This is a genomic window from Microvirga lupini (assembly GCF_014191055.1).
GTDB classification, from domain to species: Bacteria; Pseudomonadota; Alphaproteobacteria; order Rhizobiales; family Beijerinckiaceae; genus Microvirga; species Microvirga lupini_A.
Genome location: NZ_JACHWB010000001.1, coordinates 1,000,129 through 1,015,031 on the forward strand (window position 1 = coordinate 1,000,129; position 14,903 = coordinate 1,015,031).

Annotated in this window: 14 protein-coding genes and 1 tRNA gene; 6 read left to right on the forward strand and 9 right to left on the reverse strand. The window is 63.1% G+C overall.

The window, feature by feature from the left end; translation table 11 throughout:
- Positions 1–21 precede the first annotated feature (21 nt).
- The 3 genes from FHR70_RS05025 to FHR70_RS05035 all read left to right on the forward strand — a co-directional run bounded on the left by FHR70_RS05025 (position 22) and on the right by FHR70_RS05035 (position 1,882).
- Positions 22–97, forward strand: a tRNA-Ile gene (locus FHR70_RS05025).
- Between the two features lie 208 nt (positions 98–305).
- The gene (locus FHR70_RS05030) at positions 306–800 is read left to right on the forward strand and encodes a GAF domain-containing protein (RefSeq protein ID WP_183447689.1); all 495 of its coding nucleotides are present in this window, start codon (positions 306–308) and stop codon (positions 798–800) included.
- 14 nt (positions 801–814) lie between these two features.
- The gene (locus FHR70_RS05035) at positions 815–1,882 is read left to right on the forward strand and encodes a patatin-like phospholipase family protein (RefSeq protein WP_183447691.1); all 1,068 of its coding nucleotides are present in this window, start codon (positions 815–817) and stop codon (positions 1,880–1,882) included.
- Between the two features lie 72 nt (positions 1,883–1,954).
- Here the strand turns inward: FHR70_RS05035 and FHR70_RS05040 are convergent, their stop codons facing one another.
- The 6 genes from FHR70_RS05040 to FHR70_RS05065 form a co-directional block, all read right to left on the reverse strand.
- Positions 1,955–3,658 carry an ABC transporter substrate-binding protein gene (locus FHR70_RS05040; protein WP_246407880.1) on the reverse strand — a complete coding sequence of 568 codons (1,704 nt, stop codon included), beginning with the start codon at positions 3,656–3,658 and terminating at the stop codon, positions 1,955–1,957.
- A 150-nt stretch (positions 3,659–3,808) separates the two neighbouring features.
- Positions 3,809–4,090 (reverse strand): DUF2160 domain-containing protein, encoded by a 282-nt coding sequence (locus FHR70_RS05045; protein ID WP_183447695.1) that lies wholly within the window; start codon positions 4,088–4,090, stop codon positions 3,809–3,811.
- Between the two features lie 11 nt (positions 4,091–4,101).
- A complete protein-coding gene (locus tag FHR70_RS05050; RefSeq protein WP_183448518.1) occupies positions 4,102–4,878 on the reverse strand; it encodes a carbohydrate ABC transporter permease in 777 nt (258 codons plus the stop codon).
- 104 nt (positions 4,879–4,982) lie between these two features.
- Positions 4,983–5,879: a carbohydrate ABC transporter permease gene (locus tag FHR70_RS05055; RefSeq protein WP_183447697.1), complete on the reverse strand. Its 897-nt coding sequence runs from the start codon at positions 5,877–5,879 to the stop codon at positions 4,983–4,985.
- Positions 5,876–6,976 (reverse strand): ABC transporter ATP-binding protein, encoded by a 1,101-nt coding sequence (locus FHR70_RS05060; RefSeq protein WP_183447698.1) that lies wholly within the window; start codon positions 6,974–6,976, stop codon positions 5,876–5,878. Before FHR70_RS05060 ends, FHR70_RS05055 begins: the two co-directional genes overlap by 4 nt.
- A 10-nt stretch (positions 6,977–6,986) precedes the next feature.
- Complete coding sequence (locus tag FHR70_RS05065; protein WP_183447700.1) at positions 6,987–8,075, reverse strand: ABC transporter ATP-binding protein; 1,089 nt, start codon at positions 8,073–8,075, stop codon at positions 6,987–6,989.
- A 490-nt stretch (positions 8,076–8,565) separates the two neighbouring features.
- Between FHR70_RS05065 and FHR70_RS05070 the strand changes: the two genes are divergently transcribed.
- Both FHR70_RS05070 and FHR70_RS05075 read left to right on the forward strand, forming a co-directional pair.
- Complete coding sequence (locus tag FHR70_RS05070) at positions 8,566–9,354, forward strand: SDR family NAD(P)-dependent oxidoreductase (RefSeq protein ID WP_183447702.1); 789 nt, start codon at positions 8,566–8,568, stop codon at positions 9,352–9,354.
- Between the two features lie 116 nt (positions 9,355–9,470).
- Positions 9,471–10,859 (forward strand): FAD-binding oxidoreductase, encoded by a 1,389-nt coding sequence (locus FHR70_RS05075; protein ID WP_183447704.1) that lies wholly within the window; start codon positions 9,471–9,473, stop codon positions 10,857–10,859.
- Here the strand turns inward: FHR70_RS05075 and FHR70_RS05080 are convergent.
- A complete protein-coding gene (locus FHR70_RS05080) occupies positions 10,856–11,440 on the reverse strand; it encodes a peroxidase-related enzyme (protein WP_183447706.1) in 585 nt (194 codons plus the stop codon). The genes FHR70_RS05075 and FHR70_RS05080 overlap by 4 nt on opposite strands.
- 117 nt (positions 11,441–11,557) lie before the next feature.
- On the opposite strand from FHR70_RS05080, the gene FHR70_RS05085 reads away from it, so the two are divergent.
- Positions 11,558–12,358, forward strand: coding sequence for an enoyl-CoA hydratase (locus FHR70_RS05085; protein ID WP_183447708.1), 801 nt, complete (start codon positions 11,558–11,560; stop codon positions 12,356–12,358).
- Between the two features lie 12 nt (positions 12,359–12,370).
- Here FHR70_RS05085 and FHR70_RS05090 read toward each other — a convergent pair whose 3' ends face one another.
- Positions 12,371–14,011 (reverse strand): AMP-binding protein, encoded by a 1,641-nt coding sequence (locus FHR70_RS05090; RefSeq protein ID WP_183447710.1) that lies wholly within the window; start codon positions 14,009–14,011, stop codon positions 12,371–12,373.
- Between the two features lie 191 nt (positions 14,012–14,202).
- Complete coding sequence (gene eda, locus FHR70_RS05095; RefSeq protein ID WP_183447712.1) at positions 14,203–14,868, reverse strand: bifunctional 4-hydroxy-2-oxoglutarate aldolase/2-dehydro-3-deoxy-phosphogluconate aldolase; 666 nt, start codon at positions 14,866–14,868, stop codon at positions 14,203–14,205.
- Positions 14,869–14,903 lie beyond the last annotated feature (35 nt).

Consider the following 14,903-nt stretch of genomic DNA (forward strand, 5'->3'; position numbering starts at 1 on the left):
GTGACCCTCCCTTCCCTGGAAGGGCCTGTAGCTCAATGGTTAGAGCCGGCCGCTCATAACGGTCTGGTTGCAGGTTCGAGTCCTGCCGGGCCCACCAATTCTTTCAATGACTTAAAGCGGTTGCGCCTGTTCCGGGGGCGTTTCCACCAGTCAAATCACCAACCATTGACGGGGCAAAACTGGACGAGCGTGATCAAAGAATGAGCGATCTCCTGGTTTACAAGGGAGATGCCGTTGCCATCGCTTCTCCGCTAAGATAAGTCGCCCGAGCCGTCTGGATCGCATCAAATCATTAGGACAACGGAATGCCAGATATTCTTGAGATCGTAATGGATGTGCAGAAGGCTTGGTCTGAGCCGCACCAGCCTGGTGCGACCTTGGACGCTGCCGGTGAAGCATTCGCAAAAACTGTCGGGCATCGTCTCTACACAGTGACGCGTATGCTGAGAGGCGGGCTTGAGGTTGAGCGCATCTACTCCACGAATGTTGCCGCCTATGCCGTTGGTGGGCGCAAGCCTGTCCTGCCTAACGCGTATACCCAGCGCGTCCGTGGCGAGATGAAGCCGTTCTTAGCAAGAACGGTTGCAGAGTTCGCACCGCTCTTTCCTGATTACGAGACGATCGTAGGTCTTGGTTTGGGAAGCGTGATGAACTTGCCGGTGGTTTTTAATGGAGTTGTGCTCGGAACTGTGAACCTTCTGGACCGGGAAGGCGCTTACAACGAGCAGCATGTGGATCAGGCAATGCTGATAGCACGGCAACTCCTGCCCGTACTCCTCGAAACCAGCACGCAAACATAAGCTTTCAATCTTCGATGACCGGACGAGCCGAGAAGACCAGCCACCTTGTCCGCGGACTGAGGAGCCCGGACGCCAAGAAATCGGTTTCGCTCGCCTTGCAGGGCGGTGGGGCTCATGGTGCATTTACCTGGGGCGTTCTCGACTATCTGCTCGAGGATGGCCGCCTTGCCATCGAGGCGATCACGGGCGCCAGTGCCGGATCCATGAACGCGGTGGTCCTGTTCGAGGGCTGGCTCGAGGGCGGGCGGGACGGCGCGCGCGAGCAGCTGCGCACATTCTGGAAGCGTGTCAGCCTGGATGGCGTCCTGTCCCCTGTGCAGCGCTCGCTCTTCGACCGCATGCTGAGCTTCTGGAGCGTCGGCGGGGCCACGACGCATCTGTGGCTCGATGCCTGGTCGCGGGTGGCGAGCCCTTACGATCTGAACCCGCTCGACATCAATCCCTTGCGGGATGCTCTCAACGAGCTGATCGATTTTGAACGCGTGCGCGCCTGCCAGGATGCAAAGCTCTTCATCGCGGCGACCAATGTCTGGTCCGGAAAGATCCGGATTTTCAACGGTCCCGAACTAACCGTCGATCATGTTCTCGCCTCGGCCTGCCTGCCCATGATCTTCAAGGCCGTCGAGATCGATGGCGAGCCCTATTGGGATGGAGGCTATACCGGCAATCCTGCGCTGTTCCCGCTGTATTACGAGACGCAGGCCGACGACATCGTGCTCGTCCAGATCAATCCGATCGAACGCCGCTCGACGCCGCAGACCGCGCGGGAGATCCAGAACCGCCTCACCGAGATCACGTTCAATGCCAATCTGCTGCAGCAATTGCGGTCTATTGATTTTGTCACGCGCCTGATCGACGAGGGCAAGCTGTCAACACAGGATTACAAGCGGGTGCTGATGCACCGGATCCACGGCGGCGAGAAGCTCGACGAATTCACCGCCGCCTCGCGCTTGAGCGCCAAATGGGAGTTCTTCGAGACGCTGAGGGATCTGGGCCGGGAGGCTGCCCGGAACTGGCTCGCGGAGAATTACCGGAATGTCGGACAGAGAAGCACGGTCGATTTGCGCAACGCCTATTCCTGACCTGCCGCGGGAGGACGCTGCGTTCCCCATTGAGAAAAAGGCCCCGCTGTTGTCAGCGGGGCCTCTCGTTGATCAGCTGCGCTTCGGCGGGTTGGCCGGCCAGCTCTTGATGAGCGTGTCGTAGTCGACCGTCTCACCCTTCGGCTTCTCGTTCGCCAGCTTGCGCTGCGGCGCGATGGTGCCGGCGGCTTCGGCTTTCTTGAACCATTCCTCGGCCGAGGTCTTGGGGTTCAGCTTCGGGCCGCATTCACCCTGCACATTGGCGCGCTCGAGACGTCCGAGCACATCGTCCTGTGCCGCGGCGAGCGAATCCATCGCCTGCTGCGGGGTCTTGGCGCCGGAGGCCGCATCACCGATGTTCTGCCACCAGAGCTGCGCGAGCTTCGGGTAGTCCGGGATGTTGTTGCCGGTCGGCGTCCACTGCACGCGCGCGGGCGAGCGGTAGAACTCGACGAGGCCGCCGAGCTGCGGCGCACGGTCCGTCATGGACTTATGCCAGATGTCGCTTTCGCGGATGAAGGTGAGGCCCACATGGCTCTTCTTCAGCGAGACCGACTTGGAGGTCACGAACTGGGCATAGAGCCAGGCCGCCTTGCGGCGGTCTACCGGTGTGGACTTGAGCAGCGTCCACGAACCCGCGTCCTGGTAGCCAAGCTTCATGCCCTCCTTCCAGTAGGAACCGTGAGGCGAGGGTGCCATGCGCCATTTCGGCGTGTTGTCCGCGTTCATTACAGGCAAGCCGGGCTTCACCATGTCGGCCGTGAAGGCCGTGTACCAGAACATCTGCTGAGCGATGTTGCCCTGCGCCGGCACCGGGCCCGACTCGGAGAAGGTCATGCCTGCTGCCTGAGGCGGGGAATACTTCTTCAGCCACTCGAGATATTTGGTAATGGCGTAGACCGCTGCAGGTCCATTGGTGTCGCCGCCGCGCTCAATGGACGAGCCGACCGGGCGGCAGCCCTCCATGCGGATGCCCCATTCGTCGACGGGCAGGCCGTTCGGAATGCCCTTGTCGCCATTGCCGGCCATGGACAGCCACGCATCGGTGAAGCGCCAGCCCAGCGACGGGTCCTTCTTGCCGTAATCCATGTGGCCATAGACCTTGACGCCGTCGATCTCCTTCACGTCGTTGGTGAAGAATTCCGCGATGTCCTCGTAGGCCGACCAGTTCACCGGCACGCCGAGATCGTAGCCGTACTTGGCCTTGAACTTCTCCTTGATGTCGGGGCGCTGGAACCAATCGTAGCGGAACCAGTACACGTTCGCGAATTGCTGGTCCGGCAGCTGGTACATCTTGCCGTCTGGCGCCGTGGTGAAGGACTTGCCGATGAAGTCGTTGATGTCCAGAGTCGGCGAGGTGACGTCCTTGCCTTCGCCTGCCATCCAGTCGTCGAGCGCCACGGCCTGCTTGTAGCGGAAGTGAGTGCCGATGAGGTCGGAATCGTTGACCCAGGCGTCGTAGATGTTGCGGCCCGACTGCATCTGGGTCTGGATCTTCTCCACCACGTCGCCTTCCTGGATCAGGTCGTGGGTGAGCTTGATGCCGGTGATTTCCGAGAAGGCTTTGGCAAGTGTCCGCGCCTCGTATTCATGGGTCGTGATGGTCTCGGAAACCACGTTGATCTCCATGCCGGCGAAGGGCTTCGCCGCATTCACGAACCATTCCATTTCCTTCAGCTGCTCGTCCTTCGAGAGCGTCGAGGGCTGGAACTCGCTGTCGATCCAGCGACGGGCTTCTTCCATGCCGGCGAAAGCGGCGCCGGTGCCGAGCGCCATGGCAAGGACGCTTGTCGAGACGAAGAGCTTCAAGCGCCTGTGTGACTGTGTCAGCTTCATTCAATCCTCCCAAGTTGTGCCCTGCCGGCTGAGACGCCGGTCTTGGTCCCTGGGGTCCGGGCGAACCGAAGGGCTATGATCGCGGGCTTGTCACACGTAGCGGAACACCGCCGCCGCATAGACAAGCGAAAGAGCAGAGGCCCACCACAGGTCCGGGCCGACAAGCCCTAGCCAGGCGAGGTGGATGAAGGCGGAGCCGAGGAGCGAGATGAAGAGCCGGTCGCCGCGCGTGGTGGGGATGCGTAAGGCTCCGACGCGCTCCGTCTCGGGCCGGTAGACGGCCAGCAGCGTCATGATCAACAGCAGGCTCGCGATGCCCACGAAGAAGAGGCCGGTCTGCCATGTCCAGGCCATCCAGGCGAGATCAAACATGGTGCTCTCCTTCAGACCCGTCCGAGGGCAAAGCCCTTGGCGATGTAGTTGCGGACGAACCAGATCACGAGGGCGCCCGGCACGATGGTCAGCACGCCGGCGGCGGCCAGGAGGCCCCAATCCATGCCGGCGGCCGAGACGGTGCGCGTCATGGTGGCGGCGATGGGTTTTGCCGTCACGGAGGTCAACGTGCGCGCCAGCAGCAACTCGACCCAGGAGAACATGAAGCAGAAGAAGGCCGCCACGCCGATGCCCGAGGCGATCAGCGGCATGAAGATCTTCACGAAGAAGCGTGGGAAGGAATAGCCGTCGATGGCTGCGGTCTCGTCAATCTCCCGCGGCACGCCTGACATGAAGCCTTCCAGAATCCACACGGCAAGGGGCACGTTGAACAGGCAATGGGCCAGCGCCACGGCCCAGGGCGTGTCGAAGAGGCCGATGGCCGAGTAGAGGTTGAAGAACGGGAGGGCGAAAACGGCCGGCGGCGCCATGCGGTTGGTGAGAAGCCAGAAGAACAGGTGCTTGTCGCCCAGAAACCGGTAGCGGGAAAAGGCATAGGCTGCCGGCAGTGCGAACGCGATCGACAGCACCGTGTTGATGACCACGTAGGTGAGCGAGTTGATATAACCCGAGTACCAGCTCTCATCCGTGAAGATCTTGATGTAGTTGTCGAAGGTGATCTCGCGTGGCCAAAGCGTGAGCCCTGAGGTGATTTCCATATTGGTCTTCAGGCTCATGTTCACGAGCCAGTAGATCGGCAGCATCAAAAACAGGAGGTAGAGCGTCATCACCACTATCCGCCCGGTCACCCGCGGGCCGGACAGCGCGCGGTTTGCGGCCAGCGGTGCCGCGACAGGCTTCACGTCCGAGGGGCCGACGGCGATGGTTCCGGTCATGCTTCGACTCTCTCGCGCTCGGCGTCCACATTGGTCATGACGGTGTAGAAGACCCAGCAGATGGCGAGGATGATCAGGTTGTAGACCAGCGACATGGCGGCGGCCTTGCCGAGATCGAACTGGCCGAGCGCCAGCTTCACCAGATCGATGGACAGAAAGGTAGTGGCATTGCCTGGACCGCCGCCGGTGAGCACGAAGGGCTCGGTATAGATCATGAAGGAATCCATGAACCGCAGCAGCACGGCGATCAGCAGAACGCGGCGCATCTTCGGCAGCTGGATCGTGCGGAACACGGCCCAGCGCGAGGCGCCGTCGATGCGGGCCGCCTGATAATACGCATCCGGTATGGATTTCAGCCCGGCATAGCAGAGAAGGGCCACGAGGCTCGTCCAGTGCCACACATCCATGACGATGATCGTCACCCAGGCGTCGATGGGATCGCCCGTATAGTTGTAGTCGATGCCGAGACGGTTGACGGTCCAGCCGAGGAGGCCGATGTCGCCGCGGCCGAAGACCTGCCAGATCGTGCCGACCACGTTCCACGGAATGAGCAGCGGCAGCGCCATGAGCACGAGGCAGAGCGCCACCGTCCAGCCCTCGCGCGGCATGGACAGAGCCACCGCGATGCCGAGCGGCACTTCGATGAGCAGGATGATGGCGGAGAACAGCAGCGTGCGCAGGAGCGAGGACAGGAACTGCTCGCCGAGCTGGCTCGACGGATCGAGCAGTTCCTGGAACCAGCCGATGCCGTTCCAGAAGAACTGGTTGTTGCCGAAGGTGTCCTGAACCGAGTAGTTCACCACGGTCATCAGCGGCAGGATCGCCGAGAATGCGACGATTAAGAAGACGGGCAGAACGAAGAACCAGGCCCTGTTGTTGAGGGTCTTCGTCATGCCCCATGCCCTCCGTTGGCTTCGCCTGCGACGAGATGCCCGTTGGCATAGATGTGCACATGGTTCGGATCGAGCACGAGCGAGGCCTCACTCCCTTCGATGGAGATGCCGTCCGGAACGCTTGCGGCAAGGGGGCGGCCGCTCATTTCCACACGGGCAATGCGCGCGCGCCCGATATCGTCGATGCGCCGCACCTGGACGGGCAGACCCGCCCCTTTCGGCTGGAGCCGAACGAATTCAGGCCGGATGCCGAGCTCGATGCGCTCGCCGCCGGAGAGCGTGCGATAGGAGCGCCGAAGGGAGATCATGGTGTTGCCGATGAAGGCGATGGCGCCCTCGACCCGACACGGCAGGATGTTCATGCCGGGCGACCCGATGAAGTGACCCACGAAAGTATGGGCAGGGCGTTCGAACAGCTCGTCCGGGGTGCCGGTCTGCACGACGGCGCCGTCATGCATCACCACGACCTTGTCGGCGAAGGTGAGCGCCTCGGTCTGGTCGTGCGTCACGTAAATCATGGTGATGTCCAGCGCCCGGTGGATCTCCTTCAGGGTGGAGCGCAGCTGCCACTTCAGATGCGGGTCGATCACCGTCAGCGGCTCGTCGAACAGGATTGCGGCCACGTCGGGGCGCACAAGGCCGCGTCCAAGGGAGATCTTCTGCTTCATGTCCGCCGTGAGATTGCTGGCCTTGCGGTCGAGCACGCGGGTGAGGTCGAGGAGGCCTGCAATCTCTTCCACCCGTCGGGCCGTCCTGTCGCGGGGCACGTTCCTGTTCTTGAGCGGAAAGGCGAGGTTCTCGCGCACGGTCATCGTGTCGTAGACCACCGGGAACTGGAACACCTGGGCGATGTTGCGCGCTTCCGTGGGCAGATCCGTCACATCGATTTCGTCGAAGAGCACACGCCCGCGCGTCGGGCGTACGAGGCCGGAGATGATGTTGAGAAGCGTGGTCTTGCCGCAGCCCGAAGGTCCCAGAAGGGCATAGGCTCCGCCCTGGCTCCAGACGTGTTTGATCTCCTTGAGGGCATAATCTTCCGCCGTGCGGGGATTGGCTCTATAGGCATGGGCGAGATGATCGAGCGTGATGCGGGCCATCCGTCTCTCCTCACGCGGCTTTCTGAGCGGGATCAGCTGCGGCGAGCCTGCCATCCGCATCGAAGAGGAAGAGGCGGCGGGGATCGAGATAGGCAGTCACCGGAGATTTCGGCTCCAGGCGCCGCACGCCGGGGACCAGAGCCACGAAGCGATGGTCGTCCGCATCGAGATGCACGTAGCTCTCCGATCCTGTGATCTCGGCGACGGATACGGTTGCGGGGATCGTGATCTCATGCGCGCCGGTGGGATCAAGACTCAGATGATGGGCTCGAAACCCGACCGTGTATTCGCCGTCGGGAACGCTGGCGAGAGGCCCGGTCGCAGGGATCTGCCCGCCGGTGCTCAAGGTGGCGCTGCCGTCCGCCTTGCGGGCTTTCAAGGTATTGAGCGGCGGATCGGAAAAGACCCGGGCGGTGATCAGATCATGCGGCTGGCGGTAGACCTGCGGAGTCGGGCCGAACTGCGTCATCCGGCCCTGAAACAGGGTAGCCGTGTTGCCGCCGAGCAGCAGGGCCTCCGACGGTTCGGTCGTGGCATAGACGAAGATCGCGCCCGAGGCCGCAAAGACGCGCGGCAACTCCTCCCTCAGTTCCTCGCGCAGCTTGTAATCGAGGTTCGCCAGCGGCTCGTCGAGGAGGACGAGGTCGGCACGCTTCACCAGGGCCCTGGCGATGGCGGTCCGCTGCTGCTGGCCGCCGGAGAGATTGAGCGGCTTGCGGTCGAGATAGGGCTCAAGCTTCAGAAGCTTGGCGGCATCGCGCACGCGCGCATCGACCTCGCTCTGGCTTGCGCCGGAGACACGCAAGGGCGAGGCGATGTTCTCGTAGACGGTGAGCGACGGGTAATTGATGAATTGCTGGTAGACCATCGCGACGCTGCGCCGTTGCACGGGCCAGCCGGTCACATCCTGACCCTCGACGAGGACACGGCCGCTCGTCGGGGCATCAAGCCCGGCCATGAGCCGCATGAGGGAGGTTTTGCCGGACAGGGTGGCGCCGAGCAGTACGTTGAGTGAACCGCGCTCCAGGGTGAGATTGACATCCTCGATGTGAGTGGAGGCTCCGACCTTCTTCGAGACGCCATCAAGCACGAGAGTCATCGGCACTTCCCTGGACATCGAGCGGCATCGAAGAGGCGGATAGACGGAAGGGGCGTGCTGATCTGCTCAGGTCGGGGTCTCAGAACCGTTCCGGCTTTGGCAAAGGCTGATCCTGCGGCATGTCCTGCCGCGTTTCGGGCTCTGTCATGCCCATATGCGCTATCCCTCACCGCGACGCATAGCGTCGCCGTTTCCTGTGGAACCAAGAGCGCTTCTCCCGACTGCCGACCCTCCGGGTCTGATCTGTCGTTATTGTTATGGCGAAGGTATCTTGCCCTCCGGGCGAAAGCAACCGGGTGGTACTGGCTTCCCACTGGTCTTTGACTGGACTGAGGTTGCTGTGTGACACGATACTTGGTGCAAGACTTGGTGCAAGTCGCGGCAAGCCATTGAACTCTCGCGTGCCTCAGGAGTTCAAGCCCATGTGCCGGGCTCACTCGTCTCCCGCAGTGGCCGGTTGAATACCGTCACACCTGCAAGAGAGAGCGTCATGCCGGATACATCCAGACCACTCGCCGTCGTCACCGGAGCCTCGACCGGCATCGGATATGAGCTTGCCAAGCTGTGCGCCCAGAACGGTCATGATCTGCTGATTGCTGCAGATCAGGCGGCCATTCACAACGCCGCGAAGGATTTCGAAGCACTCGGTGCTGCAGTCGATGCCGTCGAGGTTGACCTGGCCACGATTGAGGGCGTCGACCAGCTCTATGCGGCAATCAGAGGCCGGCCGGTCGGCGCGCTTCTGGCCAATGCGGGGCATGGGCTCGGGCATGCCTTCCTGGATCAGGACTTTGCCCAGGCTCGCCATGTGATCGACACCAACATCACCGGCACGATCTACCTCATCCATAAGGTCGGGCAGGATATGCGGGCGCGTGGTGAGGGGCGCATCCTGATTACCGGTTCCATTGCCGGCTTCATGCCGGGCTCGTTCCAGGCGGTCTATAACGGCACCAAGGCTTTCATCGATTCCTTCTCCTTCGCGCTCCGGAACGAGCTGAAGGACACGGGCGTGACGGTCACCTGCCTCATGCCCGGCGCGACCGACACCGAGTTTTTCGAGCGGGCCGACATGATGGATACGCAGGTCGGGCAGGACAAGAAGGACGATCCCGCCGACGTGGCCAAGGTCGGGTTTGACGCCATGATGCGCGGCGACGGCGACGTGGTGAGCGGGTGGAAGAACAAGTTTACCACCGTTCTGGCCTCCGTCACCCCGGCCGGTATGCTGGCTGAGCAGCACCGCAAGATGGCCGAGCCCGGATCAGGGAAGAAGTGAGCGCAACGCTGCTGCATTCACTCTGCCTCTCATGGATGTCGCGTTGACGTTCGCACCGTGATCCGTCAGGAGCGGTATCGAGCGCCGTGAATGAGACCGGCCATGAGGGTTTTGCGATGACGATGCCGATGGATCTCCTGCAGCGCCTGACGGGTCTTGTCGGATCGGCAGGTGTCGTCACAAACGCTTCCGATCTCGAACCCTATGCGGTGGACTGGCGTAAGCTCTTCCCGGGCAAGCCCGCCTGCGTCGTTCGCCCGACCTCGACCGAGCAGGTGGCCGGGATCGTGCAGATCTGCCGTGAGTCGGGGACTGCTATCGTGCCCCAGGGCGGTAATACAGGGCTCGCCGGCGGGGCGGTGCCGGATCCGTCAGGCACGCAGGTGGTCCTGTCCCTCAACCGCATGGCGGCCATCCGTCATGTCGATCCGGTGGGCCTGACCATCGAGGCGGAGGCCGGATGCATTCTCAAAGTCGCGCAGGACGCTGCCGCCGCTGCCGGCCGGCTTCTGCCGATCAGCCTGGCGGCGGAGGGCTCGGCCACCATCGGTGGGGTCGTGGCGGCGAATGCCGGCGGAGTGAACGTCCTGCGCTACGGCATGACCCGCAGCCTCGTGCTCGGCCTCGAGGTGGTGCTGCCGGACGGCACCGTCGCCAACGGGCTGCGCCGCCTGCGCAAGGACAATGCGGGCTATGATTGGAAGCAGCTCTTCATCGGCAGCGAGGGCACGCTCGGAATCGTGACGGCGGCGGTCTTAAGGCTGCTGCCGCGGCCCAAGCATGCCGCAACGGCGCTGCTGTCCGTCGCCGATCCTGCGGCCGCCCTGCGGCTCCTGGCGCTGGCCCAGGACGAACTGGGGGATCAGATCTCGGCCTTCGAGCTGATCTCTGCCACCTCCATGCAGCTCGTCGCCAGGCACGCCGGCCTGAAGGCGCCGATTGCCGAGGGCGAGTGGTTCGTGCTGATCGAGGCAGCCTCCAGCCTTGCAGGCCTGCGCGAGGCGGCCGAGACCATGCTCGGGGCAGCTTTCGAGCAGGGGATCGCGCTCGATGGCGTCATTGCCGAATCAGGCGCGCAGGCGGCCCAGCTCTGGGCCCTTCGCGAGCACGTGACGGAATCGGAGGCGCGCGAGGGCAAGAGCGTCAAGCATGACGTCTCAGTGCCGCTTACGGACGTGCCGCGCTTCCTGTCCGAAGCTGGCGAGGCGCTGGCCGCCGGAGCACCCGGAACCCGCGTGAATGCCTTCGGACATCTGGGCGACGGCAACATCCACTACAACGTCCTTGTCGGAGCGGACCATGACGCAGGTGTCGTGAACCGCATCGTTCACGATGTGGTGGCGGCCTTCGGCGGCAGCATCTCGGCGGAGCACGGCATCGGCCAGTATCGCGTCGGTGAACTCGCTCGCTACCGCCCATCAACTGAGATGGAACTCGCCCGCACGATCAAGCGGGCGCTCGATCCCGACAACCGGCTCAACCCGGGCAAGGTGCTGTTGCCTTAAGCCTGCTTTTCGACGCGGCCGAGCATGTAGAACTCGTCGTTCGGCCGCATGCTGCTGACATTGGCGAGACGGTTGGACATGGCGAAGAAGGCAGCGATCGCCGCGATGTCCCAGACGTCTTCTTCGCTGAAGCCGTGGCCGCTGAGAGCCGCTATGTCCGCGTCACCTGCGGTGTGGGCCTCAAGCGCCACCTTCATGGCGAAATCGAGCATCGCCCTCTGGCGGGGCGTGATGTCGGCCTTGCGGTAGTTGACGGCGACCTGATCGGCGATCAGCGGGTTCTTGGCCCGGATGCGCAGGATCGCTCCGTGCGCAATGACGCAATACTGGCACTGGTTCGCGTTGCTCGTCGCCACCACGATCATCTCGCGCTCGGCCTTCGTGAGATTGCCGGGCTTGTCCATCAGTGCGTCGTGGTAGGCGAAGAAGGCACGGAACTCGTCGGGCCGGCGGGCGAGGACCAGGAAGACGTTCGGCACGAAGCCCGATTTTTCCTGAACAGCCAGGATGCGCGTGCGGATGTCGTCCGGCAGGTCGGCGATCTCGGGGACGGGGAAACGGCTGATCGGCGGCTTGCTCACGGGACACCTCTTCTCAATGGGCTTCTCCGGAGGGGCATTCCAGAGGCTTCTTGCCAGATCGAGCTTATTCGGGTTGGATTCCGTAAACAATGTGCCCTGACCCGAAGGAGAGCATCCATGAGCGCCCAGCAGGCCTTGTCCCACGCGAGCATCCTGCTGCGAGAGGAGCAGGGCGGGGTGGTCACCCTCACCCTCAATCGCCCGGCTCAGTTCAATGCCCTGTCCGAGGAGATGCTGTCGGCCCTCCAAGAGTCGCTCGACGACCTGAAGCAGGACGAGACGGTTCGCTGCGTCGTGATCGCCGCATCGGGCAAGGCCTTCTGCGCCGGTCACGACCTCAAGCAGATGCGCGCCAATCCGCGCCAGGATTACTACGAGGCGCTGTTCGCCCGATGCAGCCGGGTCATGCAGGCCATCGTAAACCTGCCGGTTCCAGTCATTGCCCGCGTGCATGGCATGGCCACCGCCGCCGGCTGCCAGCTGGTGGCCTCCTGCGATCTGGCCATAGCCACCGAGAGCGCCACCTTCGCGGTCTCCGGCATCAATGTAGGTTTGTTCTGCTCCACCCCGGCGGTGGCGCTCTCGCGCAACGTTTCGCCCAAGCATGCCTTCGACATGCTCGTGACGGGCCGCTTCATCTCATCCGCCGAAGCTCTGTCCTTTGGGCTCGTCAGCCGTGTGGCGCCTGATGCTGAGCTGGACGAAGCAGTCGCCGCATTGACGGCAAGCATCTGCGCGAAGAGCCCGGTGGCGATCCGCACAGGCAAGGCCATGTTCGGCCGACAGCGCTCCATGAGCCTGGAAGAGGCCTATTCCTACGCCGGCAACGTCATGGCCTGCAACATGATGGCCGAGGATGCCGCGGAAGGCATCGACGCCTTCATCGAAAAGCGCAAGCCGGTGTGGAAGGGGCGCTGAAACGCCCCTCCGTCAGTTCGCAGTTTTATAAGCCCGCGCCATCTCGCGCAGCTGGAATTTCTGGATCTTGCCCGTAGAGGTCTTAGGCAGTTCCGTGAAGATCACCGTGCGCGGGCACTTGTAGGACGCGAGGTTCTGACGGCACCATGCGATGATGTCCTCAGGCGTTACCGACTGGTCGGGCTTCAGCTCCACGAAAGCGCAGGGCGTCTCGCCCCATTTCTCGTCGGGCATGGCCACGACTGCGGCCGCCTGAATGGCCGGGTGCTTGTAGAGCGCATCCTCCACCTCGATGGACGAGATGTTCTCGCCGCCGGAGATGATGATGTCCTTCGAGCGGTCCTTCAGCTGCACATAGCCGTCCGGGTACTTCACGCCGAGATCGCCGGAGTGGAACCAGCCGCCCTCGAAGGCCTTGGCCGTGCCGGCGGGGTTCTTGAGATAGCCCTTCATCACCACGTTGCCGCGGAACATCACTTCGCCCAGGGTCTGGCCGTCCGCCGGCACGGGCTGCATGGTCATCGGATCGAGCACATTGAGGGATTCGAGCACCGGATAACGCACACCCTGGCGTGCCTTCTTCGCCGCGTACTCGCCCGACTCGAGATTGTCCCATTCCTGGTGCCACTCGTTGACGACGGCAGGGCCGTAGACTTCCGTCAGGCCATAGACATGGGTGACGTCGAAGCCCGCTCTCTTCATGGCAGCGAGAACCGCTTCCGGCGGCGGGGCGGCCGCCGTCATGAACTTCACCGTATGCGGCACCGGCCGCTTCTCGGCCTCAGGCGCATTGAGCAGGGTCGACATGACGATGGGCGCACCGCAGAGATGCGTAACCTTGTGATCAGCGAGCGCATCGTACACGGGCTTGGCACGCACGGCCCGCAGGCACACATGGGTGCCGGCCACGATGGACAGCGACCAGGGGAAGCACCAGCCGTTGCAGTGGAACATGGGCAGGGTCCACAGATAGACCGGGTGCTGACCCATGCCGCCCGTGATGATGTTGCCCATGGCGAGCAGATAAGCGCCGCGATGGTGATAGACGACGCCTTTCGGATCGCCGGTGGTGCCGGAGGTGTAGTTCAGGGTGATGGCGTCCCACTCGTCCTGCGGCGGGCTCCAGGCGAAGTTCGGATCGCCATGGCTCACGAATTCCTCGTATTCCATGCTGCCGAGGCGCTCGCCCGACCCGGTAAATTCCGGATCGTCATAGTCGATCACCAGAGGCTTGTTCGCACTCAGTTCGAGGGCGGCTTTGACGGTGGCGGAGAACTCCCTGTCCGTGATCAGAACCTTGGCTTCGCTGTGCTCCAGCGAAAAGGCGATGATCTTCGCGTCCAGGCGCGTGTTGAGGGTGTTGAGCACCGCCCCGGCCATCGGTACGCCGTAATGGCACTCGAGCATGGCCGGCGTGTTCGGCAGCATGACCGAGACCGTATCGCCCCGCCCGATGCCGCGCTGGGCCAAGGCTGAGGCGAGGCGCCGCGCGCGCGCATAGAGGTCACTGTAGGTGCGCCTCAATGGACCGTGGATAACGGCGATCCGGTCAGGATGCACACTCGCTGCGCGCTCCAGGAAGCTGAGGGGCGTCAGCGGCTGGTAGTTCGCCGGGTTCTTGCCGAGATCGGTGTTGTAGATGCTCGGAGCCACGTCTGGTCCTCCCCCTTAGAGCATCGTGCGGAAAAGGGATTCCGGTTTCCCTGTCACACGATGCTCTCATCTAGAAGAAAGCATCGGATCTGATCCCAAAAGTGGTGTCCACTTTTGGGTCCGATGCTTTAGCCGTAAGTATTGCCATGAGCAGGGAGCCTGACAATCCTACCAAATGTGAGGAGCCGCGTTCACGCCTTGGCTGCTGCAACAGCCCTCTGCGCTTTCGCCGTGATCTCATCCCAGGCTCCGGCGCGGATGTCCGAGAGCGGGCAGATCCATGAGCCGCCGATGGCCACCACATTGGGGAGGGCGAGCCAATCCTTGGCGTTCTTCTCATCGACGCCGCCTGTGGGGCAGAAGCGCGCCTGCGGGAACGGACCTGCAAGAGCCTTCAGGGCAGGAATGCCTCCTGCGGCGACGGCGGGGAAGAACTTGACGGTCTGGAAGCCATGGGCCAGCGCCATCATCAGTTCCGACGCCGTGGCGATGCCGGGAATGAACGGCATCTCGCTTCGGGATGCGGCATCGAGCAGGTCCGGCGTTGCGCCGGGGCTCAGGGCATAGCGGGCACCGAGCGCCTGAGCCCGCTCCAGATCCTTCGGCGTCAGAACCGTTCCGATGCCGACGATGGCCTCCGGCACATCGTGGATGATGGCCGCCGCCGCATCGGCCGCCGCCGGTGTGCGCAGGGTGATCTCGAGGAGGCGCAGGCCGCCCGCCACGAGGGCGCGCGCGAGAGGAACCGCATCCTCCACACGCTCCAGAGTGATGACCGGAACGACGGGCCCGGAGCGGAGCAGATCGGCAAGCTGCCGGTCGCGGGATTCAGCGAGAGCTGACAGATCTTGGGTCATCCGAGGAACTCCTTGGGCCATGTGTTCATGCAGAG

Excerpts from the sequence above, each read along its gene's own strand:
- FHR70_RS05060 (WP_183447698.1), bottom strand. The coding sequence starts at position 6,976 with ATGGCCCGCATCACGCTCGATCATCTCGCCCATGCCTATAGAGCCAAT.
- FHR70_RS05045 (WP_183447695.1), bottom strand. The coding sequence starts at position 4,090 with ATGTTTGATCTCGCCTGGATGGCCTGGACATGGCAGACCGGCCTCTTC.
- eda (WP_183447712.1), bottom strand. The coding sequence starts at position 14,868 with ATGACCCAAGATCTGTCAGCTCTCGCTGAATCCCGCGACCGGCAGCTT.
- FHR70_RS05035 (WP_183447691.1), top strand. The coding sequence starts at position 815 with ATGACCGGACGAGCCGAGAAGACCAGCCACCTTGTCCGCGGACTGAGG.
- FHR70_RS05050 (WP_183448518.1), bottom strand. The coding sequence starts at position 4,878 with ATGACGCTCTACCTCCTGTTTTTGATGCTGCCGATCTACTGGCTCGTG.
- FHR70_RS05085 (WP_183447708.1), top strand. The coding sequence starts at position 11,558 with ATGAGCGCCCAGCAGGCCTTGTCCCACGCGAGCATCCTGCTGCGAGAG.
- FHR70_RS05075 (WP_183447704.1), top strand. The coding sequence starts at position 9,471 with ATGACGATGCCGATGGATCTCCTGCAGCGCCTGACGGGTCTTGTCGGA.
- FHR70_RS05065 (WP_183447700.1), bottom strand. The coding sequence starts at position 8,075 with ATGACTCTCGTGCTTGATGGCGTCTCGAAGAAGGTCGGAGCCTCCACT.
- FHR70_RS05055 (WP_183447697.1), bottom strand. The coding sequence starts at position 5,879 with ATGACGAAGACCCTCAACAACAGGGCCTGGTTCTTCGTTCTGCCCGTC.
- FHR70_RS05040 (WP_246407880.1), bottom strand. The coding sequence starts at position 3,658 with ATGGCGCTCGGCACCGGCGCCGCTTTCGCCGGCATGGAAGAAGCCCGT.
- FHR70_RS05030 (WP_183447689.1), top strand. The coding sequence starts at position 306 with ATGCCAGATATTCTTGAGATCGTAATGGATGTGCAGAAGGCTTGGTCT.
- FHR70_RS05070 (WP_183447702.1), top strand. The coding sequence starts at position 8,566 with ATGCCGGATACATCCAGACCACTCGCCGTCGTCACCGGAGCCTCGACC.